The organism is Nitratireductor alexandrii (assembly GCF_004000215.1).
GTDB classification, from domain to species: Bacteria; Pseudomonadota; Alphaproteobacteria; order Rhizobiales; family Rhizobiaceae; genus Mangrovimarina; species Mangrovimarina alexandrii.
In genome coordinates, this window is sequence record NZ_RBVY01000003.1 from 224,569 (window position 1) to 245,757 (window position 21,189).

General features: G+C 66.1%; 25 protein-coding genes and 1 riboswitch. Of the genes, 17 read left to right on the forward strand and 8 right to left on the reverse strand.

What is annotated here, in order from left to right; genetic code table 11:
* Window positions 1–140: 140 nt before the first annotated feature.
* The gene (gene tkt, locus EP380_RS07700) at window positions 141–2,135 is read right to left on the reverse strand and encodes a transketolase (protein ID WP_127597809.1); all 1,995 of its coding nucleotides are present in this window, start codon (window positions 2,133–2,135) and stop codon (window positions 141–143) included.
* A gap of 270 nt (window positions 2,136–2,405) precedes the next feature.
* On the opposite strand from tkt, the gene EP380_RS07705 reads away from it, so the two are divergent.
* From EP380_RS07705 to EP380_RS07715, 3 genes are all read left to right on the forward strand, one after another.
* The gene (locus tag EP380_RS07705) at window positions 2,406–2,678 is read left to right on the forward strand and encodes a DUF4164 domain-containing protein (RefSeq protein ID WP_106570108.1); all 273 of its coding nucleotides are present in this window, start codon (window positions 2,406–2,408) and stop codon (window positions 2,676–2,678) included.
* 13 nt (window positions 2,679–2,691) lie between these two features.
* Complete coding sequence (locus EP380_RS07710; protein WP_106570109.1) at window positions 2,692–3,066, forward strand: cell division protein ZapA; 375 nt, start codon at window positions 2,692–2,694, stop codon at window positions 3,064–3,066.
* A 193-nt stretch (window positions 3,067–3,259) separates the two neighbouring features.
* On the forward strand, window positions 3,260–3,523 hold the full coding sequence (locus EP380_RS07715) for a DUF2312 domain-containing protein (protein ID WP_106570110.1): 264 nt from the start codon (window positions 3,260–3,262) through the stop codon (window positions 3,521–3,523).
* Between the two features lie 167 nt (window positions 3,524–3,690).
* Here the strand turns inward: EP380_RS07715 and EP380_RS07720 are convergent, their stop codons facing one another.
* Window positions 3,691–4,695: an NAD(P)H-quinone oxidoreductase gene (locus tag EP380_RS07720; RefSeq protein WP_238719776.1), complete on the reverse strand. Its 1,005-nt coding sequence runs from the start codon at window positions 4,693–4,695 to the stop codon at window positions 3,691–3,693.
* Window positions 4,696–4,794: 99 nt separating this feature from the next.
* Here EP380_RS07720 and EP380_RS07725 point away from each other — a divergent pair, with 99 nt between their 5' ends.
* The 3 genes from EP380_RS07725 to EP380_RS07735 all read left to right on the forward strand — a co-directional run bounded on the left by EP380_RS07725 (window position 4,795) and on the right by EP380_RS07735 (window position 6,815).
* On the forward strand, window positions 4,795–4,986 hold the full coding sequence (locus tag EP380_RS07725; protein ID WP_106570111.1) for a DUF1192 domain-containing protein: 192 nt from the start codon (window positions 4,795–4,797) through the stop codon (window positions 4,984–4,986).
* Window positions 4,987–5,122: 136 nt separating this feature from the next.
* The gene (locus EP380_RS07730; RefSeq protein ID WP_127597811.1) at window positions 5,123–6,433 is read left to right on the forward strand and encodes an MFS transporter; all 1,311 of its coding nucleotides are present in this window, start codon (window positions 5,123–5,125) and stop codon (window positions 6,431–6,433) included.
* 118 nt (window positions 6,434–6,551) lie between these two features.
* On the forward strand, window positions 6,552–6,815 hold the full coding sequence (locus EP380_RS07735; RefSeq protein ID WP_106570495.1) for an ArsR/SmtB family transcription factor: 264 nt from the start codon (window positions 6,552–6,554) through the stop codon (window positions 6,813–6,815).
* A 54-nt stretch (window positions 6,816–6,869) separates the two neighbouring features.
* Here the strand turns inward: EP380_RS07735 and EP380_RS07740 are convergent, their stop codons facing one another.
* The gene (locus EP380_RS07740) at window positions 6,870–7,049 is read right to left on the reverse strand and encodes a YdcH family protein (protein ID WP_106570113.1); all 180 of its coding nucleotides are present in this window, start codon (window positions 7,047–7,049) and stop codon (window positions 6,870–6,872) included.
* Window positions 7,050–7,266: 217 nt separating this feature from the next.
* Between EP380_RS07740 and EP380_RS07745 the strand changes: the two genes are divergently transcribed.
* From EP380_RS07745 to EP380_RS07770, 6 genes are all read left to right on the forward strand, one after another.
* Window positions 7,267–7,470 carry a YdcH family protein gene (locus tag EP380_RS07745; protein WP_106570496.1) on the forward strand — a complete coding sequence of 68 codons (204 nt, stop codon included), beginning with the start codon at window positions 7,267–7,269 and terminating at the stop codon, window positions 7,468–7,470.
* Window positions 7,471–7,606: 136 nt separating this feature from the next.
* Window positions 7,607–8,071 carry a 5-(carboxyamino)imidazole ribonucleotide mutase gene (purE, locus tag EP380_RS07750; protein WP_106570114.1) on the forward strand — a complete coding sequence of 155 codons (465 nt, stop codon included), beginning with the start codon at window positions 7,607–7,609 and terminating at the stop codon, window positions 8,069–8,071.
* Window positions 8,068–9,159, forward strand: a complete 1,092-nt coding sequence (locus tag EP380_RS07755) for a 5-(carboxyamino)imidazole ribonucleotide synthase (RefSeq protein WP_127597813.1) — start codon at window positions 8,068–8,070, stop codon at window positions 9,157–9,159. The genes purE and EP380_RS07755 overlap by 4 nt, the downstream gene beginning before the upstream one ends.
* Before the next feature lie 104 nt (window positions 9,160–9,263).
* Complete coding sequence (gene ykgO, locus EP380_RS07760) at window positions 9,264–9,389, forward strand: type B 50S ribosomal protein L36 (protein ID WP_106570116.1); 126 nt, start codon at window positions 9,264–9,266, stop codon at window positions 9,387–9,389.
* Window positions 9,390–9,531: 142 nt separating this feature from the next.
* A complete protein-coding gene (locus EP380_RS07765) occupies window positions 9,532–10,122 on the forward strand; it encodes a hypothetical protein (protein WP_127597815.1) in 591 nt (196 codons plus the stop codon).
* Window positions 10,123–10,192: 70 nt separating this feature from the next.
* Window positions 10,193–11,260, forward strand: a complete 1,068-nt coding sequence (locus EP380_RS07770) for an alpha/beta fold hydrolase (protein WP_127597817.1) — start codon at window positions 10,193–10,195, stop codon at window positions 11,258–11,260.
* Between the two features lie 27 nt (window positions 11,261–11,287).
* Here EP380_RS07770 and pyk read toward each other — a convergent pair whose 3' ends face one another.
* Together pyk and EP380_RS07780 are read right to left on the reverse strand one after the other, a co-directional pair.
* Window positions 11,288–12,724 carry a pyruvate kinase gene (pyk, locus tag EP380_RS07775; RefSeq protein WP_127597819.1) on the reverse strand — a complete coding sequence of 479 codons (1,437 nt, stop codon included), beginning with the start codon at window positions 12,722–12,724 and terminating at the stop codon, window positions 11,288–11,290.
* Window positions 12,721–13,206: a DUF1036 domain-containing protein gene (locus EP380_RS07780; RefSeq protein WP_106570497.1), complete on the reverse strand. Its 486-nt coding sequence runs from the start codon at window positions 13,204–13,206 to the stop codon at window positions 12,721–12,723. Before EP380_RS07780 ends, pyk begins: the two co-directional genes overlap by 4 nt.
* Before the next feature lie 241 nt (window positions 13,207–13,447).
* Between EP380_RS07780 and EP380_RS07785 the strand changes: the two genes are divergently transcribed.
* Complete coding sequence (locus EP380_RS07785) at window positions 13,448–14,245, forward strand: N-formylglutamate amidohydrolase (protein ID WP_127597821.1); 798 nt, start codon at window positions 13,448–13,450, stop codon at window positions 14,243–14,245.
* Window positions 14,246–14,259: 14 nt separating this feature from the next.
* Window positions 14,260–14,568 carry a DUF1244 domain-containing protein gene (locus EP380_RS07790; protein ID WP_127597823.1) on the forward strand — a complete coding sequence of 103 codons (309 nt, stop codon included), beginning with the start codon at window positions 14,260–14,262 and terminating at the stop codon, window positions 14,566–14,568.
* Here EP380_RS07790 and EP380_RS07795 read toward each other — a convergent pair.
* Genes EP380_RS07795 through EP380_RS07805 form a run of 3 tightly spaced genes read right to left on the reverse strand, consistent with a single transcriptional unit; the run spans window position 14,565 to window position 17,524 of the window.
* Window positions 14,565–15,014, reverse strand: a complete 450-nt coding sequence (locus EP380_RS07795) for a GNAT family N-acetyltransferase (protein WP_238719777.1) — start codon at window positions 15,012–15,014, stop codon at window positions 14,565–14,567. The two genes, EP380_RS07790 and EP380_RS07795, sit on opposite strands and share 4 nt — an antisense overlap.
* Window positions 15,015–15,040: 26 nt before the next feature.
* Window positions 15,041–16,870 (reverse strand): ABC-F family ATP-binding cassette domain-containing protein, encoded by a 1,830-nt coding sequence (locus tag EP380_RS07800; protein WP_127597829.1) that lies wholly within the window; start codon window positions 16,868–16,870, stop codon window positions 15,041–15,043.
* Window positions 16,871–16,876: 6 nt separating this feature from the next.
* Window positions 16,877–17,524, reverse strand: coding sequence for a thiamine diphosphokinase (locus tag EP380_RS07805; protein WP_127597831.1), 648 nt, complete (start codon window positions 17,522–17,524; stop codon window positions 16,877–16,879).
* Between the two features lie 132 nt (window positions 17,525–17,656).
* A riboswitch (TPP riboswitch) is annotated at window positions 17,657–17,777 on the forward strand.
* Window positions 17,778–17,867: 90 nt separating this feature from the next.
* On the opposite strand from EP380_RS07805, the gene thiB reads away from it, so the two are divergent.
* From thiB to thiQ, 3 genes are read left to right on the forward strand one after another with little or no spacing between them, the layout of a single operon-like run.
* Window positions 17,868–18,839, forward strand: coding sequence for a thiamine ABC transporter substrate binding subunit (thiB, locus tag EP380_RS07810; RefSeq protein WP_238719803.1), 972 nt, complete (start codon window positions 17,868–17,870; stop codon window positions 18,837–18,839).
* Window positions 18,839–20,440: a thiamine/thiamine pyrophosphate ABC transporter permease gene (gene thiP, locus EP380_RS07815; protein WP_127597833.1), complete on the forward strand. Its 1,602-nt coding sequence runs from the start codon at window positions 18,839–18,841 to the stop codon at window positions 20,438–20,440. Before thiB ends, thiP begins: the two co-directional genes overlap by 1 nt.
* The gene (gene thiQ / locus EP380_RS07820; RefSeq protein ID WP_106570126.1) at window positions 20,437–21,177 is read left to right on the forward strand and encodes a thiamine ABC transporter ATP-binding protein; all 741 of its coding nucleotides are present in this window, start codon (window positions 20,437–20,439) and stop codon (window positions 21,175–21,177) included. The genes thiP and thiQ overlap by 4 nt, the downstream gene beginning before the upstream one ends.
* Window positions 21,178–21,189 lie beyond the last annotated feature (12 nt).

Here is a 21,189-nt window from a genome sequence, read left to right on the forward strand (position 1 = left end):
CTGGCAGCGATCGCACCCAAGGCCCGCGGACGAGGCGCTTCATAGCGGCGGTAGGGCAAAGAATCCAGCCGCAACCACGCCTGGACCGGTGGATTCGTCGATCCTGACGCGCCGACGCGGCCATCTCCGCCGCCTGCGGCTCAGTTCCGGTCGGCCAATCGCGCTTCCACGGCCTGCACCACCGCTTCGGCGGTGATGCCGAAATGGCTGTAGAGCTCCTCGTAGGGAGCGCTGGCACCGAAACCGTCCATGCCGATGAAGATGCCGTCGGGGCCGATCATCCGGTCCCAGCTCTGGCGCACGCCGGCCTCGATCGCCACCTTCACCGCCGCCGATCCGACGATCGCGGCGTGATATTCCGCGCTCTGCATGGCGAAACGCTCCATCGACGGCACCGACACGACCCGCGCGGGATACCCCTTCGCCTCCAGCAGGCGCCGCGCCGCCAGCGCGATCTCGACTTCCGATCCGGTGGCGAACAATGTCACGACCTCGTCGTCGCTGGCCGGTGCGAGATCGTACGCACCGAAGCGGCATAGATTTTCTTCCGTGTGGTCGGTGCGCACCGCCGGCAGGTTCTGGCGCGTCAGTGCCAGAACGGAAGGCGCCTTGCCATCCTCGAGCGCCAATTGCCAGCATTCGGCGGTTTCGATAGCGTCGGCCGGCCGATAGACGCGCAGATTGGGGATCGCCCTCAAGGCCGACAGGTGCTCGACGGGCTGATGGGTCGGCCCGTCTTCACCCAGACCGATCGAATCGTGCGTCATCACGTAGATGACGCGCTGGCCCATCAGCGCCGACAGCCGGATCGAAGGCCGGCAATAATCGGTGAACACGAGGAAGGTGCCGCCATAGGGAATGATGCCGCCATGCAGCGCCATGCCGTTCATCGCCGCCGCCATGCCATGTTCGCGGATGCCGTAATAGATATAGCGGCCCGTATAATCGCCGGGCGCGATCGGCCCGGTCTGGCTGGTCTTGGTGTTGTTCGACCCGGTCAGGTCGGCCGAGCCGCCGATCGTTTCCGGCAACGCCGCATTGATGACCTCGAGCGCCATCTCGGAGGATTTCCGGGTCGCCACCTTCGGTTTGTCCTTGGCGAGCGCCTTCTTGTAATCGGCGATCGCCGCCTCGAACCCGCCCGGCAGCTCGCCGCGCATGCGGCGCTCGAACTCGCTGCGGATCTCGGCCTCGGTCTCGGCCAGCCGGCCTTCCCACTCCTTGCGCTCCTTGACCGAGCGCAGGCCGGCCAGACGCCACATGTCGAGAATGTCGGACGGCACCTCGAAGGGCGCGGCGTCCCATCCAAGCGCGGCGCGCGCGCCGGCGATCTCCTCGTCGCCAAGCGGCGAGCCGTGCGCCTTGCTGGTACCGGCCCGGTTCGGCGCGCCGAAGCCGATCGTCGTCTTGCAGGCGATCATGCTGGGCCGGTCGGAGGCACGCGCCGCCTCGATCGCCTCGGCGATCGCCTCCGGATCATGGCCGTCGCAACGCTGCGTGTGCCAGCCCGAGGCCTCGAAGCGGGCGCATTGATCGGTCGAATCCGAAAGCGACACCGCACCGTCGATCGAAATGCCGTTATCGTCGAAAAAGACGATCAGCTTGCCGAGCTCGAGATGGCCGGCCAGCGAGATCGCCTCCTGGCTGATGCCTTCCATCAGACAGCCGTCGCCGGCTAGCACATAGGTATGGTGGTCGACCAGCGCATCGCCGAAGCGCGCATTGAGGATGCGTTCGGCCAGCGCCATGCCGACCGCATTGGCCAACCCCTGGCCGAGCGGACCGGTTGTGGTCTCGATGCCGGCGGCATGGCCGAACTCGGGATGTCCCGCCGTCCTGGACCCGAGCTGGCGGAAATTCTTGATCTCGTCGATGGTGATGTCTTCGTAGCCGGTCAGATAGAGCAGCGAATAAAGCAACATCGAGCCATGGCCGGCCGACAGCACGAAGCGGTCGCGGTCGGGCCAGTCGGGACGATGCGGGTCGTGCTTGAGAAACTTCTTGTATAGGACCGTCGCGATATCGGCCGCGCCCATCGGCAGGCCCGGGTGACCGGATTTCGCTTTCTCGACCGCATCGGCGGACAGGAACCGGATCGCGTTCGCCATACGGTCGTGTTTATCGCGTGAAGACATGTTTGCTCTCTAGGTCGTGAAGCCGCCGTGCAGTGGAGCGGAAAAAATCCCCGAAAACCGCCCCTCGTGAAAGGCAGGCTCCACATAGCAGGTGGCGACCGGGAGTCAACAAACCCGCCGGCGGCCCCTCGGCGAAACCGGATTCGACACTGTTGCGACCAATAGCTGGGGAGGCCGGGCGCTGCGTGTTGACGCACCATTCACGCGCCGTCTAATCTTTCGCCGATAAGGCGTTAGGAATGCGCCTTGATTCGGGATTACCCCAAGGGAATGACCGGCGAAGCCACATTAAAAGAGGTTCTGGCGCGTCTCGCGAAGGCGATGGACGCGCTCGAAAACGCTGCCGCGGCCCGCCTTGAACAGGACCAGGACTATGCCGAGGCCGAAGCCGAGGTTCAGCGCATGAATGCCGACCGCGCGCGCCTGGCCCAGGAGCTGGACGCGTCCGAAGCGCGCGCCGAGCGCCTGGCGGACGCCAACAAGGAGGTGTCGCGGCGCCTCGTCACGGCGATGGAAACGATCCGCGCCGTGCTTGACCGATAATGGATGGCGAAAGATGGCGCAGGTCACCGTCACGATCGATGGAAAATCCTACCGGATGGCCTGCGACGAAGGCCAGGAGGAGCACCTTGTCGAACTCGCCGGCCGCTTCGATCGCTATATCGGCCATCTCAGGGGCTCGTTCGGCGAAATCGGCGATCACCGGCTCGCCGTCATGGCCGGCATCATGGTGATGGACGAGCTGTCCGAGCTGCAGCGCCGCATGAAAGGGCTGGAAAGCGAGGTCGGCACCTTGCGCAAGACGCGTGACGACGCCCTGGTCAAGGCCGACAAGAATGACGCCGCACTGATCGGCACGCTCGCCGAGATGGCCGAACGTATCGAGGCGCTGGCGGCGCGGCTATCCGTCAAGACCAAGGCCGAGGGCTAACGCCCATCCTGCTTTGAACGGCCGGTGATGACCTCGGGGTTTTCGCGATGCCCGCGCGATACCGGTTTCGCGGGCGGTGTGGCGGCAGTGTCGCGACAGACTGCTTGACCCGCGTCCCGGGCTGGGGCATCCACGCGCCCGACCCGTGCCGGCATCCCGAGCGGCACGTTTGCGAATCGTTGCGGAGATCGACATGGCCGACGACATCACCGAGCCCACCACCGAAACCGTCGCAGCCGGCCAGTTGCGGGCCTTCATCGAGCGCATCGAGCGCCTGGAGGAGGAAAAGAAGACGATCGCCGACGATATCAAGGAAGTCTATGCCGAGATGAAGGGCACGGGGTTCGATACCAAGGCGGTGCGCACGCTGGTGCGGCTGCGCAAGCAGGATCAGGCCGAGCGTCAGGAGGCCGAGGCGATCCTCGATCTCTACAAGGCCGCTCTCGGCATGGCCTGAGGCGCCGACCCGCTCACATCCAAAACGTCGCCGCTGACTGGGCGGCGACGGCCCTTGAACCGGCCATCCGCATCGTGACGGCGTTTCGTCGAAGCACCGTCACCGATGTTCGGTGGATCGCGGTCCGATATTTTCCGAAAACCGGGTTTCCCGTTCGAGATCGTGCGCTATTCGACGTCGAGCACGATCTTGCCGATGTGCTGGCCCTCCTCCATCCGCTCATGCGCGCGCCAGGCATCGCGCAGCGGAAAAATCATGTCCATGACCGGCGCGACCCGCCTTTCGGCCAGAAGCGGCCAAACCTGGCGTTCCAGCGCCGCCGCGATCGCGCCTTTGAAGTCGACCGTTCTCGGCCGCAGGGTCGATCCGGTATGAACCAGGCGCTTGAGCATCAGCTTGGAGAAATCCGCGCTGGCGACCGCGCCGTTCAGGAAGGCGATCTGGACGATGCGGCCGTCGACCGCTGCCGCCTGATAGTTGCGCCCGATATAGTCGCCGCCGACCATGTCGAGAATCACATCGACCCCCTTGGCCTGCGTCGCCTCGGCGACGACGGCGACGAAATCCTCGTTGCGATAATTGACGGCGCGGTCGGCGCCCAGTTCCAGGCAGGCTGCGCATTTTTCGTCCGACCCGGCCGTGGTGATGACATAGGCGCCGAAGGCCGAGGCGAGCTGGATCGCGGTGGTGCCGATTCCCGACGAGCCGCCATGGACAAGAAACCGTTCGCCCTCCTTCAACCCGCCGCGCTCGAAGACGTTGTGCCAGACGGTAAAGAAGGTTTCCGGCAGGGCCGCCGCTTCCGTCAGCGTGAAGCCGTGCGGCACCGGCAAGGCGTTACTGGCCGGTACGACGCAATATTGCGCATAGCCGCCGCCGGGCGCCAGCGCGCAGACCGGATCGCCCACCGACCAGCGGCGCGCGCCCTCGCCGAGCGCGACGACCTCGCCGGCGATTTCCAGCCCCGGCAGATCGGACGCGCCGGGCGGCGGCGGATAAGCGCCTTTGCGTTGCAGCACGTCGGGCCGGTTGACGCCGGCAGCGCGGACCCTGACCAGGATCTCGCCGGCGCCGGGCAGCGGCACGGCGCGTTTTTCCGGTTTCAGCACCATCGGCCCGCCGGGCTCGGTGATGGCGATCGCCGTCATGGATTCGGGAATTTTAACCGTCATATCCGATTTCGCCTCCTGCCAGCATGCGCGGCACGAATTGATTCTCCAGCGCCCGCGAATGTATCCTTCAATCGCCGCCCGGCCAATCAGGAGGGGACGATGATCTTCGCGGACGACCAACCGAAAAAGGCACGCGCACACGAGATCGGGCAGGATGTGTCGCTGCTGTCGGAGCACGAACTGGCCGAGCGTGTGGAGATGTTGCGTGCCGAAATCGCCCGGCTCGAAGCCGAGATGGCGGCACGGGGCACGACCAAGGCGGCGGCCGAGGCGCTTTTTCGGCGCGGCTGAGGCCGGCTGAACCCAAACCTGCGCGGGAGCGCAAAGACCGCCGAGGCGGGCCGCGCGGCACCTGGGCTCCAGGTCGCAAATCCGCCGCAATCATCGGTGCTCAAGCGGCACCCGCCATCCCGTCGTGGAGCCCGCCATGTTTGCCAGTTTCGGACCGATCCTCGCCCTGCTCGGCGGCACCGCCTTTCTGCTGATCGGCTCGGGCTTGCACGGCCTGCTTCTGCCGCTGCGCGGCCAGATGGAGGGGTTTTCAACCGCATCGCTCGGCCTGCTCGGCACCGCCTGGGCGGGGGGCTTCGTCGCCGGCTGCATCATTGCCCCGCATCTGGTGCGCCGTGTCGGCCATGTGCGCTCCTTCGGCGCCTTCGCCGCCACCGGCGCCATCATCGCGCTTCTGACCGGATTGGTGGTGCAGGAATATTTCTGGATTTTCCTGCGCATCTTCACCGGTTTTGCGATGGCCGGCGCCTTCATGGTCATCGAAAGCTGGCTCAACGAGCGCGCCACCAACGAAAATCGTGGCACGGTGTTCGGCCTTTACATGATGGTCACATACGCCTCGCTGATGGCCGGCCAGATGATGCTGGCGAGCGGAACCGTCGCCACGCCGACCTTTTTCATGATCACCGGCATCTTTTTCTGCCTCGCCCTGATCCCCACGACCGTGTCGGCACAGGCAAGCCCGCGCCCCCTGCACAATGTCTCGCTCGACCTGAAAGGGCTCTATCGCAATTCGCCGGTCGCCTTCGCCGGCTGCCTGCTGATCGGCGTCGCCAACGGCGCCTGGGGCACGCTCGGCGCGGTTTACGGCGCGCGCATCGGCATCTCCACCGCCGAGATCGCACTGATGATGAGCATCGCCGTGATAGCCGGCGCCGTCCTGCAGATGCCCGCCGGTCGCCTGTCGGACCGCACCGACCGTCGCTTCGTGCTGGCCGGCGCCGCCGGCGGAGCGGCCGTGATCGGCCTCATGATCTTTCTCTTGGCCGCACGGGCCGGCACCGCCGTGATCGCGCTCACCGCCGCCTACGGCGCGCTCGCCTACACGCTCTATTCGATCGCCGTCGCTCACGCCAACGACCACGCCGACCCCGAGGATTTCGTCAAGGTCTCCGGAGGCTTGCTGCTTCTATACGGCTTCGGCACCATGATCGGCCCGCTGCTGGGCGCCGTTTTGATGGCCGCTTGGCGACCCGAAAGCCTGTTTCTGGCAACCGGGCTCGCCCATCTGGCGCTCGCCGGCTATACGATGCTGCGCGTCAGCCGCCGCGCGCCGGTCCCCGTCGAGGAGCGCGAAACCTTCACGTCGCATCCCTCCGAGCGCGCGCTGACCCCGGAAGGCCTGCATCTCGATCCGCGCAGCGAGGCGGTCGCGGAAGCGGAAGCGGAAGCGGAAGCGGAAGCGGAAGCGGAANCCCAGGAACCGGCGCGCGTGTCAAACCCATAGGCCCGGCACGCCAAATCGCGGTGCGGACCGTAACGCGCTTCGGCGCGCCGCCGTTCGTCCGCCCGTTCGGCCGAAAACCGGTTCCCACTTTTTTGCCGGATGCTCTACCATGGCAGCGATGAGCACGCCCGATGCCTTTGCCGCAATCGCCGACCCAAATCGGCGCCATCTGCTGGAAGAGCTGCGCCGCGGCCCCAGAACGGTCGGCGAACTGGCCGCCGGGCTGCCGATCTCACGTCCCGCCGTTTCGCAGCATCTGAAAATCCTGCTCGACGCCGGGCTGGTCGTTGCCCGGGCGGCAGGAACCAAGCGCCTTTACGCCGTCGACAATGACGGCTTCCTCGGGCTGAACCTGTGGCTCGATCAGTTCTGGGAAGGATAGAAAGGCCCGCAAGGGGCCACGGGCTCTGGCCTATGCCGGCCCGTGGCGCCTTGATCAGTGCCTGGTCGGCGGGGATTCCATCTTTTCGATTTCGTCCTTCAGCGCCAGTTTCCTGCGCTTCAGCCGATTGATTTCAAGGTCGTCGACCGACGGATGGGCCAGGGCCTCGTCGATCTCGCGTTCGAGTTCTCCATGCTTGCGCCGCAATTCCTCAAGATGGGATGCTAGAGACATGTGTGTCGTTCCCTTTCATCTGGTCCTCGAAGCGTGTGCCGAGCCGCGTTTTTAGCGACTCGTGACACTGCCATGACAGTGTGCCACCTGTTTGCCGACAAGTCGAATGCCGGGTAGTAGCATTTTCCCGACGGGCGAAATGTGCTATGGCCGAAAGGCGATGCGGCGCCCGTCGGGCTCGCCGGAAAGGCGGGAATTCAGCGCCGGGGAATCTTTGATGCAAGACCAGGAACAAGCCGAAATTCGTCTCGAATTTGCGCGCTTGAAGCAAGAACATGCGGATTTCGACGCCGCCATCCAGGCCATGATCTCCACGGGCTGCGATCCCCTGCAGGTGCAGCGCATGAAGAAGAAGAAGCTGGCGCTCAAGGACCGCCTGCGCGAACTCGAAGACAGCATCATTCCCGACATCATCGCCTGATCCGCACGCGCGAACGGCCCGCGCCGCGCTGGCGGCCCGTCGCTTGCGACAACGGGTGGTTTCGGCTAAGGCGCCTGTTGCCTCCTTCACATGGGATCAGCCCTTGCAAAGCCCTGCTCGCGACGTCGCCATCATCATGGGAAGCCAATCGGACTGGCCGACCATGCGCCATGCCGCCGACACATTGGCAAAGCTCGATATCGGCCACGACGCGCTGATCGTCTCGGCGCACCGCACGCCGGAACGGCTTTACGAATTCGCCCGCACGGCGCGCGACAAGGGCTACCGTGTCATCATCGCCGGCGCCGGCGGCGCGGCCCATCTGCCCGGTATGACGGCATCGATGACGCCGCTGCCGGTTTTTGGCGTACCGATCGAATCCAAGGCGCTTTCGGGCCAGGATTCGCTGCTGTCGATTGTCCAGATGCCGGCCGGCATCCCGGTCGGCACGCTGGCGATCGGTCGCGCCGGCGCCGTCAACGCGGCGCTGCTGGCGGCTGCCGTGCTGGCGCTTGGCGATGCCGACCTCGCGACCAGGCTCGACCATTACCGCGAACGCCAAAGCGAGCAGGTGGCGGCACGTCCCGCCGACGACGCATGACGGCGCCGCTTTGCCCGGGCGCGACCATCGGCATTATCGGGGGCGGCCAACTCGGCCGCATGCTTGCCGGCGCCGCCGCCCGACTGGGTTACAAGACGGTGATCCTCGACCCGCAACCCAACTGCCCGGCCGCACAACTGGCATCAAGCCAGATCGTCGGCGCCTATGACGACCCCACCGCCCTCGCCACCCTCGCCGGCAGCGCCGACGTCGTGACCTACGAGTTCGAAAACGTCCCCGTCGCGGCCGCGAGGTCGCTCGCCGAGCGGCTTGGCGTATTGCCGCCACCCAAGGCACTCGACATCGCCCAGGATCGCCTGACGGAAAAAACCTTTCTCAACGACGCCGGCATATCCACAGCCCGCCATTTCGCTGTGGACAGCGACGCCGACCTCGCCGCCGCGCTCGACGCGCTTGGCGGAAGCGGCGTGCTCAAGACGCGCCGTCTCGGTTATGACGGCAAGGGCCAGCGGGTGCTGCGCGGCCTCGCCGCTGGCGCGTGCCGGGGCGTGGTCGCGGCTATGGGCGACGTTCCCCTGATCCTCGAGGAACTCGTCGATTTCAGTTTCGAATTTTCCGTCATCGCGGCGCGCGCCGCCGACGGAACGGTGCAGGCATACGACCCCGCCCGCAACGAACATCGCGAGGGCATTCTGCGCCGCTCCCTGGTGCCGGCCGGCATCGAGCCGGCAACTCTTGCTGGCGCGCGTGCAAGCACTTTTGCACTTATGGAGGCTCTCGGCTACGTCGGCGTCATCGGCGTCGAGTTCTTTGCGCTCGCCGACGGCGGCTTCCTCGTCAACGAATTTGCGCCGCGCGTTCACAATTCCGGCCACTGGACCGACGCCGCCTGTGCGGTCTCGCAATTCGAACAACACATCCGCGCCGTTGCCGGCCTGCCGCTCGGCGATCCCCGGCGCCATTCAAACGCGGTGATGGAAAACCTGATCGGAGCCGAGATCGACGAGGCTGCCGACCTCATGCGCCAGCCGGACACGGTATTGACGCTCTACGGCAAGGCCGAAACGCGGCCCGGCCGCAAGATGGGCCATGTCACGCGGATCGCGCCGCTTTCGGCGAAAGGTTGACACGCCGCCGCCGGATCGTTTAAGGACCGCGCGAACTTACGGCGCGCCTCCCCGGCGCGCCTTTCACGTTGGGCCCTTTCGGGTCGGCATGACGGACCGGAACAATGAAGATCAAGAATTCGCTTAAGGCGTTGAAATCCCGTCACCGCGACAACCGGATGGTTCGCCGCAAGGGCCGGATTTACATCATCAACAAGGCCAATCCGCGCTTCAAGGCCCGCCAGGGCTGAAGCTGGAAATCGCACCGAAAGGCGCGAGCCGGCTTTCGCACGACTGCCGATCGCACCATGCCGACTCGGCATGCGGCGCGCCGAGCATCGATCACGGTTTTTTCAGTTTGACGTTCCGCGGACGGGGACTAGATTCCCGGCCATGCGGAGCGTTTTGCGATTCTCTAGATTAGTTTCTTGCGTCCTGGGCATTGCGCTCCTGTCCGTCGGTGCGGCCGTGGCTGCTGAGCCCGCGGCGCGTAAGGAAGCCGAAACTTCACGCCTGGACACGCTGTTCATGGATCTGAAGCGCGAACGCAACGAAAAGGCGGCCGAACGCATCGCCCAGCGCATCTGGGACGAATGGATGAAATCAGGCAGCGCCACGATCGACCTCCTGCTGCAATGGTCGAGTGAGGCGACGCGCAAGAAGGAATTCGCCGTCGCGCTCGATTTCCTCGACCAGATCGTCATGCTCGAGCCCGACTACGCCGAAGGCTGGAACCGGCGCGCGACCGTCCATTACATGATGGACAGCTATTCCAAGTCCATGGCCGACATCGAGCGCACGCTCAATCTGGAGCCGCGCCATTTCGGCGCCCTGTCCGGCATGGGCGCGATCCTCAAGGCGACCGGGCGCAAGGAACTGGCCTTACGCGCCTATGAACGCGTGCTGGCGATCTACCCGATGATGCGCAACGCCCAGAACGAGGTCGTTACCTTGACCGAAGAGCTGGCCGGCGAAGGCATTTGAGCGAAACCCGATCTTACACGGTCTCAACGACAGTCCGTCCGATCCACGTCACCGGCAAGCCACTCCCGCGATGAATCTCGTCTACGCATTCTGCGCTTTCCTGCTTGCCCTGATCCTGGTCGCCGCCGGCGTCACCCGCGTCGGCGTATGGATGGCGGAGAGAAAAAACCCGCCATCGGGAAGCTTCGCCACCGTCAACGACACCCGCATGCATTTCGTGCGCGTGCCGGCGGCCGCTGACGCGCCGCTTCCCCCGATCGTCTTCGTCCACGGCGCCAGCGGCAATCTGCGCGATGCGATGCTGCCGCTGCGCAAAACCCTGGAAGGGCGCGCCGACATGCTGTTCGTCGACCGTCCCGGTCACGGATGGTCGGCGCGCGGCCCGGCCGACAACGCCACGCCGGCCGGCCAGGCAAAAACCATTGCCGCGCTGATGGATCATCTCGAGATTGGCCCGGCAATCGTGGTCGGTCATTCCTTCGGCGGCGCCATTGCCGCCACCTTCGCCCTCGATCACCCGCAAAAGACCGCCGGCCTGGTTTTCCTGGCGGCCGTATCGCACCCGTGGCCGGGCGCCGGCACCGCCTGGTATTATGAACTGACCGCCACCCCGCTGCTCGGACGATTGTTTTCCGAAACGCTCGCGCTTCCGGGCGGCGCCCTGCGCATGGCGGCCGCGACCGCCTGCGTCTTCGCCCCCAACCGCCTTCCGGAGGGTTATGCCCAAGAGGCCGGTATCGGGCTTGTTTTGCGGCCTGGAACCTTTCGCGCCAATGCGCAGGACGTCACCGGCCTCTACGACTATGTCACCCGGGTGGCCCCCCGCTACGGTGAAATCGACACCCCGACCGTGGTGATCTCGGGCAGGCGCGACACCGTGGTCTACGAGGAGATCCATTCGACCGGGCTTGCGCGCGACATTCCCGGCGCGCGCGCGGTATGGATCGACAATCTCGGCCACAAGCCGGACTGGACCGCGCCCGATCTCACCGTGGCGGCGATCGAAACGGTCGCCGGCCTCGACCGTGATCTTGCCGCCGCCGCGCGCGAGGTCGAAGTCCGGATCGCCGACGATGCGTTCGGTCCGATCGAGAATTGCCCCGACGAGAAGCCGCCTTTAAACGCCGCATCCCGGTAGCACGCGAACCGCCTTGCCCCGTGCGGGTCAGATGCCGCTCAGCCCGTCCGAGCCAATATAGGCGATCCTGAGCATGTTGGTGGCGCCAGGCGTCCTGAGCGGCACGCCCGCCGTCACGATGATACGGTCGCCGGGGCGGCAGAAGCCTTCGGAAAAGGCGATCCGGCAAGCCCGATCGACCATATCGTCGAGATCGGTCGCATCCGGCGTGACCACGCAGTGCGTGCCCCACACGAGCGACAGGCGACGCGCCGTCTCGACCACCGGCGACAAGGCGATGATCGGCACTTGCGGCCGCTCGCGCGCCGCGCGCAGACCCGTCGTACCCGATGAGGTGTAGCACACGATCGCCGACAGCTTCAGCGTCTCGGCGATCTGGCGCGCGGCCAACGAGATCGCATCCGCGCCGGTCGCTTCAGGCTCGGCGCGCTGGGCATGGACGATGCCGGCATAGGTCGGATCCTTTTCGACCTGCTCGGCGATCGCGTTCATCATCCCCACCGCCTCGACCGGATAGTCGCCGGCCGCCGATTCGGCCGACAGCATGATGGCGTCCGCGCCCTCGAAAACCGCAGTGGCAACGTCCGACACCTCCGCCCGGGTCGGCGCCGGGGCAGAGATCATCGATTCCAGCATCTGCGTGGCGACCACCACCGGCTTGCCGGCGCGCCGCGCGGCTCGGGTGAGCTGTTTCTGGATGCCCGGAACGGCCTCGATCGGCATTTCCACCCCGAGATCGCCGCGCGCCACCATCAACGCGTCCGAAAGCTCGATGATTTCGGCAAGCCGCGCCACCGCCTGGGGTTTTTCGATCTTCGACATCAGCGCCGCGCGTCCCCGCGCCACCTTGCGCACCTCGGCGAGATCCTCGGGCCGCTGGATGAAGGACAGCGCGATCCAGTCGACGCCCGCCTGCAGCACCGCGTCAAGGTCGCGGCGATCCTTGTCGGTCAGCGCCCCGACGGGCAGGTCGGTGTCGGGCAGGCTCACGCCCTTGCGATCGGATATTGTCGTGCCCGCGACAACTTCGGCCTCGATCGCGGTTCCCGTCGCCCCGACGGCCTTGAGCTGCAACCGGCCGTCATCGATCAGCAGCCGGTCGCCCTTCTTGACCGAACGCAGGATTTCGGGATGCGGCAGCTCGACACGGCTCGAATCGCCCGGTTCCGGATTGTCGTCGAAGGTGAAGGTCTGGCCGACTTCCAGTTCGACCGCGCCGTCGGCGAACTTGCCGACCCGCAATTTCGGTCCCTGCAGATCCGCCAGAATGCCGATCGGCCGACCGACGGCCTTTTCGACCTTGCGGATACGCTCGACAAGCGTACGCATCAGCGGATGGTCGGCATGGCTCATATTGATGCGGAAGACGTCCGCGCCGGCTTCGTAGAGCCTGCGGATCATGGCCTCCTCGGACGAGGCCGGCCCGAGTGTCGCCAGGATCCGGACCTTGCGGCTGCGTTTCATTGATTTCCCGTTCCCGTGACGGCGGCGGTCCCGTCGGTTGCCGGCTCGTCCGTGAGCTGGACCATCCAGCTCGCCTGCTGACCGGTATCATATTCCTGGAACCCGGCTCGCTGGAAGCCGCGCGGGATGCAGTCGCGCACGCCGACGATTTTGAATTCCTTGTCGGCGATGCACATGTTGATCGGCCCGTCCCAGCGTCCGCCCCGTTCGGCATCTTCCGCATAAAGATAATAGTAGCGTGACGACAGCCGTCCCTCGATCAAGGTTTTGCAGGTCGAGCCCTCGATATGCCACCACCCCTCGGTAATCCAGCCCGCGCTGGCGCGATAGCCGATGGCCACGCCGACGAGGTTCTGCGTGGCGTTGCAAACGCGGAAATCGGCCCTCGCCGATTGCGTGGTGCCTGCGAGAACGAGGAAAACCAGAACGGGAAGCGACACGCCGACGCAGCGGACTGCAGATCGAACGCCTGCAAAATCCATAACGCTGTCCCTCACCCGTGAACGAAACATGGTCCGTTCCTCCTTTTCGGAAAACTGCAGGCCCGTGTCAACGCGGCCTCGCCGCCATTGCCCAACCCGTGGCGGCACGATCGCCTTTGGCATCTGCCACAACAGTGTCGAAACAACGGCATTGCCATCCGCCATCGGTCGTGAAAGGACATGCACCGCCTCTTCCATTCGGTCAATCGGACAGGTTCCCGCTTTTCGGTTTGCTACGCTTATGACCCGCACCGCCCTCTTTTCACCCGTCGAGATCGTGGACGGCGCCCGCGAGCGCGGTATCGTCCTGATCGGCGACCATGCCCGCAACGCCGTGCCTGACGAATACGGCGATCTCGGTATTCCGGCCGCCGAGTTCGACCGCCACATCGCCTACGATATCGGCGTGGAATGGGTGGTGCGGCGCCTTGCCGCCCTGATCGGCGCTCCGGCCGTTCTGGCCGGCTTCTCGCGGCTGCTGATCGACCCCAATCGCGGCGAGGACGACCCGACACTGATTCGCCAGCTCTATGACGGCACGGTCATAAGCGGCAACTATCCGATCACCGCACATGAACGCGAGCGCCGGCTCGACCGGTTCTACCGTCCCTACCACGACGCCGTCGCGGCCATGACCGCCTCGGTCGCCGCGGCGAGCCGGCGCGCGCCCTTCATCGTTTCGATCCACTCCTTCACCCCCGCCATGCAGGGTCGGCGCCGGCCCTGGCATGTCGGCATTCTGTGGGACAGCGACGACCGCGCGGTGAAGCCAGTGCTGGAGGCGCTGCGCGCCGATCCCGACCTCGTGGTGGGCGACAACGAGCCCTATGACGGCGCATTGCGCGGCGACACGATGTTCCGCCATGCCACCGTCAATGGCTACCCGCATCTATTGATCGAGCTGCGCCAGGACCTGATCGCGACCGAAGCCGGCGCAACGCGCTGGGCCGAGCGGCTGGCGCCGATCCTTGACGCGGTCGACCGCCGGGACGATATGCATCGGGTGGAGCAGTTCGGTTCGCGAACCGGCCCGGTCTGACAGGGAGCGATCGCATGACGAAATTGACGCCAGAACAGCAGCGCGACTTCGAGGCTGCCGCATTCCGCGCCTTGCGCGATCATCTGCGGGCGCGGCCCGACGTACAGAATATCGACCTGATGAACCTGGCCGGCTTTTGCCGCAACTGCCTGTCCAACTGGTACCGCGACGCGGCAGAGGCCGAAGGCGTCACGCTGTCGAAGGAAGACGCGCGCGAGATCGTCTACGGCATGCCCTACGAGGAATGGCGCGCAAGGCACCAGATCGAGGCCTCAGCCGACCAGAAGGCCGCTTTCGAGAAAAGCCATCCGCGGCACGATTAGAGATCGAGCACCAGGCGCGGCAGGAACCGGCCGGGGATAGAGCCGGAGGGCGACTGGCCGTCGTCCCGCGCGCCGTATTTGCGGTAAAAGGCCGCCGCATCGGGGTCTGCCTCGATGATCATGCGCCGGGCGCCGCCTTGCCGGCACGCCGCCACCGCCCATGTGAACAGCATGCCTCCCACACCGCAGCCCATCGCCTCGGGAGCGACAAACAGTTTTTCCAGATCCGCCTCGTCATCGGCAAGCGCGATCTCGGCAACGCCGACGATCGCGCCGTCGCGCAGGGCAACCTGCAGCCGGGCCCGGTCGAGATCGGGCTCCGTCAACGTGAGTTCCTCGCGGCAGGCCTCCATGAACGCCCGGTCATAACCCCAATGGGCCTTGGATTGCAGGCACACGGCCGTCAGCAAGCCGGCTTCGCCCGGTCGCGGCGGCCGCAATGTCACGGCAGAGGCCGTCCCGCGCACCGGCCCTACCCTTGCTCGACCGTCTCGCGCAGCATCTCCAGTTCCAGCCATTCCTCCTCCATGGCGGCCAGTTCCATCTTCTTATCGTCGAGCTTTGCGGCAATCTTCGCAAATCCTTCCGGATCGCGCACGTAAAACTCCGGATCGGCGAGCCGGACTTCCAGCTTCTCGATCTCGCCTTCAGCCTGATCGATCTTGCCCGGCAAGGTCTCGAGCGCGAATTTTTGCTTGTAGGACAGTTTCCGGGCCGGCTGCCTGGCCGGTTGCGGTCGCGCGGCCGATGACGACAGGGCGCCGTCCGGCTTGGCCCCGCCTTTCTTGTCGCCGCCGCCAAGCGCAAAGCGCGTGCTGCCGCGCTGGGCAAGCATGTCGCTATAGCCTCCGGCATAGTCGACCCAACGGCCGCCTCCCTCCGGGGCGATCGTGCTGGTCACCGTGCGGTCGAGGAAGTCGCGATCGTGGGAGACCAGGATCACCGTGCCGGAAAAGCCGGCGACGAGTTCCTGCAACAGGTCGAGCGTTTCCATGTCGAGATCATTGGTGGGCTCGTCGAGCACCAGAAGATTGGCCGGCCGCGCCAGAAGCCGGGCCAGGATCAGCCGCGCCTTCTCGCCGCCCGACAATTCCCGTACCGGCGTACGCGCCTGCTCCGGCTTGAACAGGAAATCCTTCATATAGGAGACGACGTGGCGTTCCTCGCCATTGACGGAGACCGTCTCGCCGCGGCCATCGGTCAGGAAATGCGCCAGGGTCTCGTCAGGGTCGAGCGCGTCTCGCCGCTGGTCGAGCGTGGCGATCTCAAGGTTCACGCCGAGCCGAACAGTGCCGCTGTCCGGCTCAAGCGCGCCGATAAGCATTTTCAAAAGCGTGGTCTTGCCGGCTCCGTTCGGGCCGACAAGACCGACCCGGTCGCCGCGCTGGATACGGATCGAGAAATTGTCGACCACCGGCGGACCGTCGAAGCGTTTGGCGATCGCCTTGGCCTCGATGACGAGCTTTCCCGAGTCCGTCGCGTCGCTTGCCACCAGTTTCGCCGCGCCCTCCGCGCCGCGATGATTGCGAAACCGCTCGCGCAGCGTGGTCAATTCGCCGAGACGGCGCACATTGCGCTTGCGCCGCGCGGTCACCCCATAGCGCAGCCAGTGTTCCTCGCGCGCGATCTGGCGGCCGAGTTTGTGCTGTTCGCGCTCCTCTTCCTCCAGAAGCGTGTCGCGCCAGGCCTCGAAATGGGCGAACCCCTTGTCGAGACGCCGCGCCACGCCACGGTCGAGCCACACCGTCGCGCGTGTCACGGTCTCCAGGAACCGCCGGTCGTGCGAGATCACCACCACGGCGGAGGCGGTACGCGAAAGCTCGTCCTCCAGCCATTCGATCGTCGAAAGGTCAAGATGGTTGGTCGGCTCGTCGAGCAGCAGGATGTCCGGTGCGGGCGCGAGAACCCGGGCAAGCGCGGCCCGGCGCGCCTCGCCGCCCGAAAGCAGCTGCGGATCCGCGCCGGCCTCGAGCCCCAGGCTTTCGATCAGATAAGCCGCGCGATACGGATCGTCCGCCGGGCCGAGCCCAGCCTCGACATAGTCCTCGACAGTGGAAAACCCTTCGAAATCCGGCGCCTGCGGCAGATAGCGAACCGTCACGGCGGGGTGACGAAACACCTCGCCATCCTGCGGTTCGACCAGCCCGGCCGCGATCTTCAGCAAGGTCGACTTGCCCGAACCGTTGCGCCCGACAAGGGCGATCTTTTCGCCCGGCGCGACCGAAAGCGTTACCTCATCGAGCAGCGGCGTGCCGCCGAAGGTGAGCCGGATGGCGTCGAGGCGCAGAAGCGGTGGAGCCATGATCGGTCAGCCCGCCTTTTTCGGTTGCGGATGGGCAAGCAGCACGGCGCGGCCCGTCTCGAGGGAAAGGTGCAGCGGACCGGCCACTTCGTTCGACAGGGTGAGCGAGGATCCGAAAGCGATCTCGACATTGTCGAGCGGCCATTTCGCGCCCTTGACGCTCAGGCCCGACAGTGCCGAAAAGGCAAGAATGCTGAACAGCGTGCCCGGCGCATAGTCGTATCCTGCCTCCGTCCCGGCCAGGAGCGGATGGCCCTCCTCCACGCCGCTTGAAAGCATGGTCGCCACACCGCGTTCGGCCAGTCTGATCGCCACGGACATATGCAAAAAGGCGTGGTCGGCGCGCGGACCGCCGAACGCGCCCACCAGAACGAGCCCGCTCGCCCCCCTGGCCAAGGCCGCGTCGATGGCGAGTTCGCCGTCGGTCTGGTCCTTGTCCGGCGGAAAGACTTCGCGCGCGACCGCGCCGTGGCGGGCGATCTCGGATTGCGAGACCGAATCGAAATCGCCGACCCACAATTCCGGCGCGATCCCGAGCGGGGCCGCGTGGCGCATGCCGGAATCGGCCGCGATTACCCGCGTGCCGGCGAGTATGGCGTCGAGGCGCGGCGTGCGCACCACGTCGCCGCCGAGAAGAATGGCAAATCTGCTCATGCCGAGCCCAGTATCAAGGACCGGTGCCGAGAGGAAGCCCACCCGGGCCGGCCAGGTCGTTCGCCAGGCCACATTCGACGGCACGGTGTCGTCGACCGGCTTGCATGGGCCCGCGCGACGTCCTATGAAACCGGTGCTCTAACGGGGTGCCACGGCAGCTTTGCCGCGGCTGAGAGGCATTCGGGTCCGTCCCGGCCAACCCGCCGAACCTGATCCGGTTTGTACCGGCGGAGGGATTAGACGCTCCTTGCAAAGCGCCTGATTTCCCTTTCAACACGAACGAGAGGAGCCGCTCATGCGCGCACGGGGACCAACGACGATTTTAACGACCGGCCTGGCGGCCATGCTGCTCGTGCAGCCGGCGGCCGCACAAGACGCCAAGGACAAGGTCACCGTCTACACTTATGACAGCTTCACCGCCGAATGGGGTCCCGGCCCGTTGGTGGAAAAGGCTTTCGAGGCTGAATGCGCCTGCGATCTCGAATTCGTCTCGGTCGCCGATGGCGTTGCGCTTCTCAACCGGCTGCGCCTGGAAGGCGATGCCGGCAAGGCCGACATCGTGCTCGGCCTCGACACCAATCTCGTCGTCGACGCCAAGCAGACCGGCCTGTTCGCCCCGCACGGGATCGACACCGGCGACGTCTCGGTTCCCGGCGGCTGGGACGACGAGTTTTTCGTGCCGTATGACTACGGTTACTTCGCCGTCGTCTACGACGGCGAAGCGATCCAGGATCCGCCCGCCAGCCTAAAGGCCCTGGTCGAGGGCGACAGCGAGGACAAGATCGTCATCCAGGACCCGCGTACCTCCACGCCGGGCCTCGGCCTGCTGTTATGGGTGAAATCGGTCTATGGCGAGGACGCCGCCGCCGCCTGGGAAAAACTTGCCGAGCGCGTTCTGACCGTGACGCCGGGCTGGAGCGAGGCCTATGGCTTGTTCACCAGCGGCGAAGCGCCGATGGTATTGTCCTACACGACCTCGCCCGCCTATCACATGATCGCCGAGGACACCGACCGCTACCGGGCGGCGGCGTTCGCGGAAGGCCATTATCTGCAGATCGAGATCGCCGGCCTGACCCAGAAGGGGGCCGAAAACCCGCTCGCGCGCGCGTTTCTTTCCTTCATGACCGGGCCGGCCTTCCAGGATGTGATCCCGGAGACCAACTGGATGTTTCCGGCCGGAAAAACCGATAAACCGCTCGATCCGGCCTTCGACAAGCTGGTTCAGCCGCAAGAAAGCCTGCTGTTCAGCCCCGAGGAGGTCGCCGAAAACCGCGACGCGTGGGTCGATGAGTGGCTGGCCGTCATGAGCCGCTGATGAGCGCCGGCCCTCCGCGGGCCGGCTTCGCCGCGCTCGCCTGCATCGCGCTGCTCGTGGCGGGTGCGGGCGCCGGCCTGCTTTTGGAAGCCATGCGCGCGCCGCAGGCGCTGCTCGCCGCGCCCGATGCCTATCTGCTGCGCATCGTGCGCTTCACGCTGTGGCAAGCCATGGTGTCGACCGTATTGTCGGTCGTGCCGGCGATCTTCGTGGCGCGTGCGCTGGCGAGTCATCCGACCTTTCCCGGGCGGGCGCTGGTGCTGCGGCTGTTTGCACTGCCGCTCGCCCTGCCGCCACTGGTCGCCGCTCTCGGCATTCTCGCGCTGCTCGGCCGGTCGGGCCTGATCGCCGATCTGTATGCCGCGCTGGGCGGCGGCCGCTGGCCGGGCATCTACGGCCTGGCCGGGATCCTGGTCGCCCACACCTTCTTCAACCTGCCGCTCGCCACACGTTTCCTGTTGCAGGCGCTCGACACCGTGCCGGCCGATCAGTGGCGCCTGGCCAGCCAGCTCGGCATGAACGCCCGCGCCCGGTTCCGCTTCGTCGAATGGCCGGCGATCCGTGCCAGCCTCGGCGGCGTCGCCGGCATCGTCTTCATGCTGTGCGTCACCTCCTTCACGATCGTCCTCGTGCTCGGCGGCGGGCCGGCCGCGACCACGCTCGAAGTGGCGATCTACCAGGCGCTGCGCTTCGATTTCGATCCCGCGCGCGCGCTGGTCCTGACCGCGTTGCAACTCGTCCTGACCGGATTTGCCCTCTATTTGCTTTTTCGCCTCGGCGCGGACCTGACCGCCGAGGCCAATCCCTCCGTGTCGGCGCGGCGCTTTTCGGCGCCCGGAACCGGCGAACGCCTTGCCAATCTATGCCTGATCGCGCTCGCCGCCACCTATGTCGCCGCGCCGCTGGCGGCGGTTCTGATCGCCGGGCTGCAGGCCGACTTGCCGCGCCTGGCCGGCGAGGCCGCCGTTCATCGCGCCGCCGCGACCAGCCTCGTCCTGGCGGTCTGCGCGGCAACCTTGTGCCTGATGCTGACCTACGCGCTCGTCAGGACGCGCCACGCGCTGGCGCGCGCGCGCGGGGCACGGCCGGCCTCGCTCGCCGAACGCGCCATGGACCAAGGCGCCAGCCTGGTGCTCGTCGTGCCGCCGATCGTTCTGGGCGCGGGCTGGTTCATCCTGTTGCGCCATTTCGCCGACGCCTTCGCCATTGCGCCGATCATGGTGATCACCGTCAATGCGGTGATGGCGATGCCGTTTGCGCTCAGGGCGCTGCGTCCGGCCCACGATGCGGCGGCCGAGCGCCACGACCGCCTCTGCGCCAGTCTCGGCATCACCGGCTTCACCCGGTTGCGGCTGATCGATTGGCCGGCGCTCAGGCGTCCTTTTCTAACCGCCTTCGCCTTCGCCATGGCCCTGTCGCTCGGCGATCTCGGCGTGATCGCGCTGTTCGGCAGCGACCAGGTGCAGACATTGCCCTATCTGCTGTTCGCGCGGCTCGGCAGTTACCGCACCGCCGACGCGGCCGGCCTCGCGCTGGTGCTGGCAGTCTTGTGTTTTGCTCTGATGCTGCTGGCCGACCAGCGCGGAAGGACCTTGTCATGACCGGCTCCGCCACCGGACCGTCCGCCGACATCGTTCTCGACCGGGTCGGGTTCGCCTATCCCGGCGGTAGCGAGATGATGTTCGATCTGACCGTGCCCGCCGGGCAGGTTTTGGCCCTGATGGGCCCCAGCGGATCGGGCAAATCGACGCTTTTGTCGCTGATTGCCGGCTTCGAGACGCCGCGATCGGGCCGCATCCTGATCGGCGGCCGCGATGTAACGGCATTGTCGCCGGCCGCGCGGCCGGTCACGATGGTGTTTCAGGAAAACAACCTGTTCGCCCATCTCGACGTCGCCGCGAATGTCGGGCTCGGTCGCGCGCCCAATCTGCGCCTTACCGCATCCGACCGCGCCGACGTGGCCGCCGCCCTGGCCCTGGTTGGCCTCGCCGGCAAGGAAAAGCGCCTGCCGCGCGAATTGTCGGGCGGCGAAAGGCAGCGCGTCGCGCTCGCCCGGGTATTCGTGCGCAATCGCCCGGTGCTGCTGCTCGACGAGCCCTTCGCGTCGCTGGGGCCGGCCCTGCGTCAGGACATGCTGGCCATCGTGGCCGATCTTCAGCAAAAAACCGGCATGACGGTGGTCATGGTAACCCACAATCCCGACGATGCGCGTGCCATCGCACCGCACCTCGCCTTCCTCGAAAATGGACAGGTGGTTGAAACCGGAGCGACGGACCACATGTTTTCTCGGAAAGGCGGCGCCGCGCTGGGCCGATATCTCGGCGACGCACGGTCATAGCCGGCGAATTTC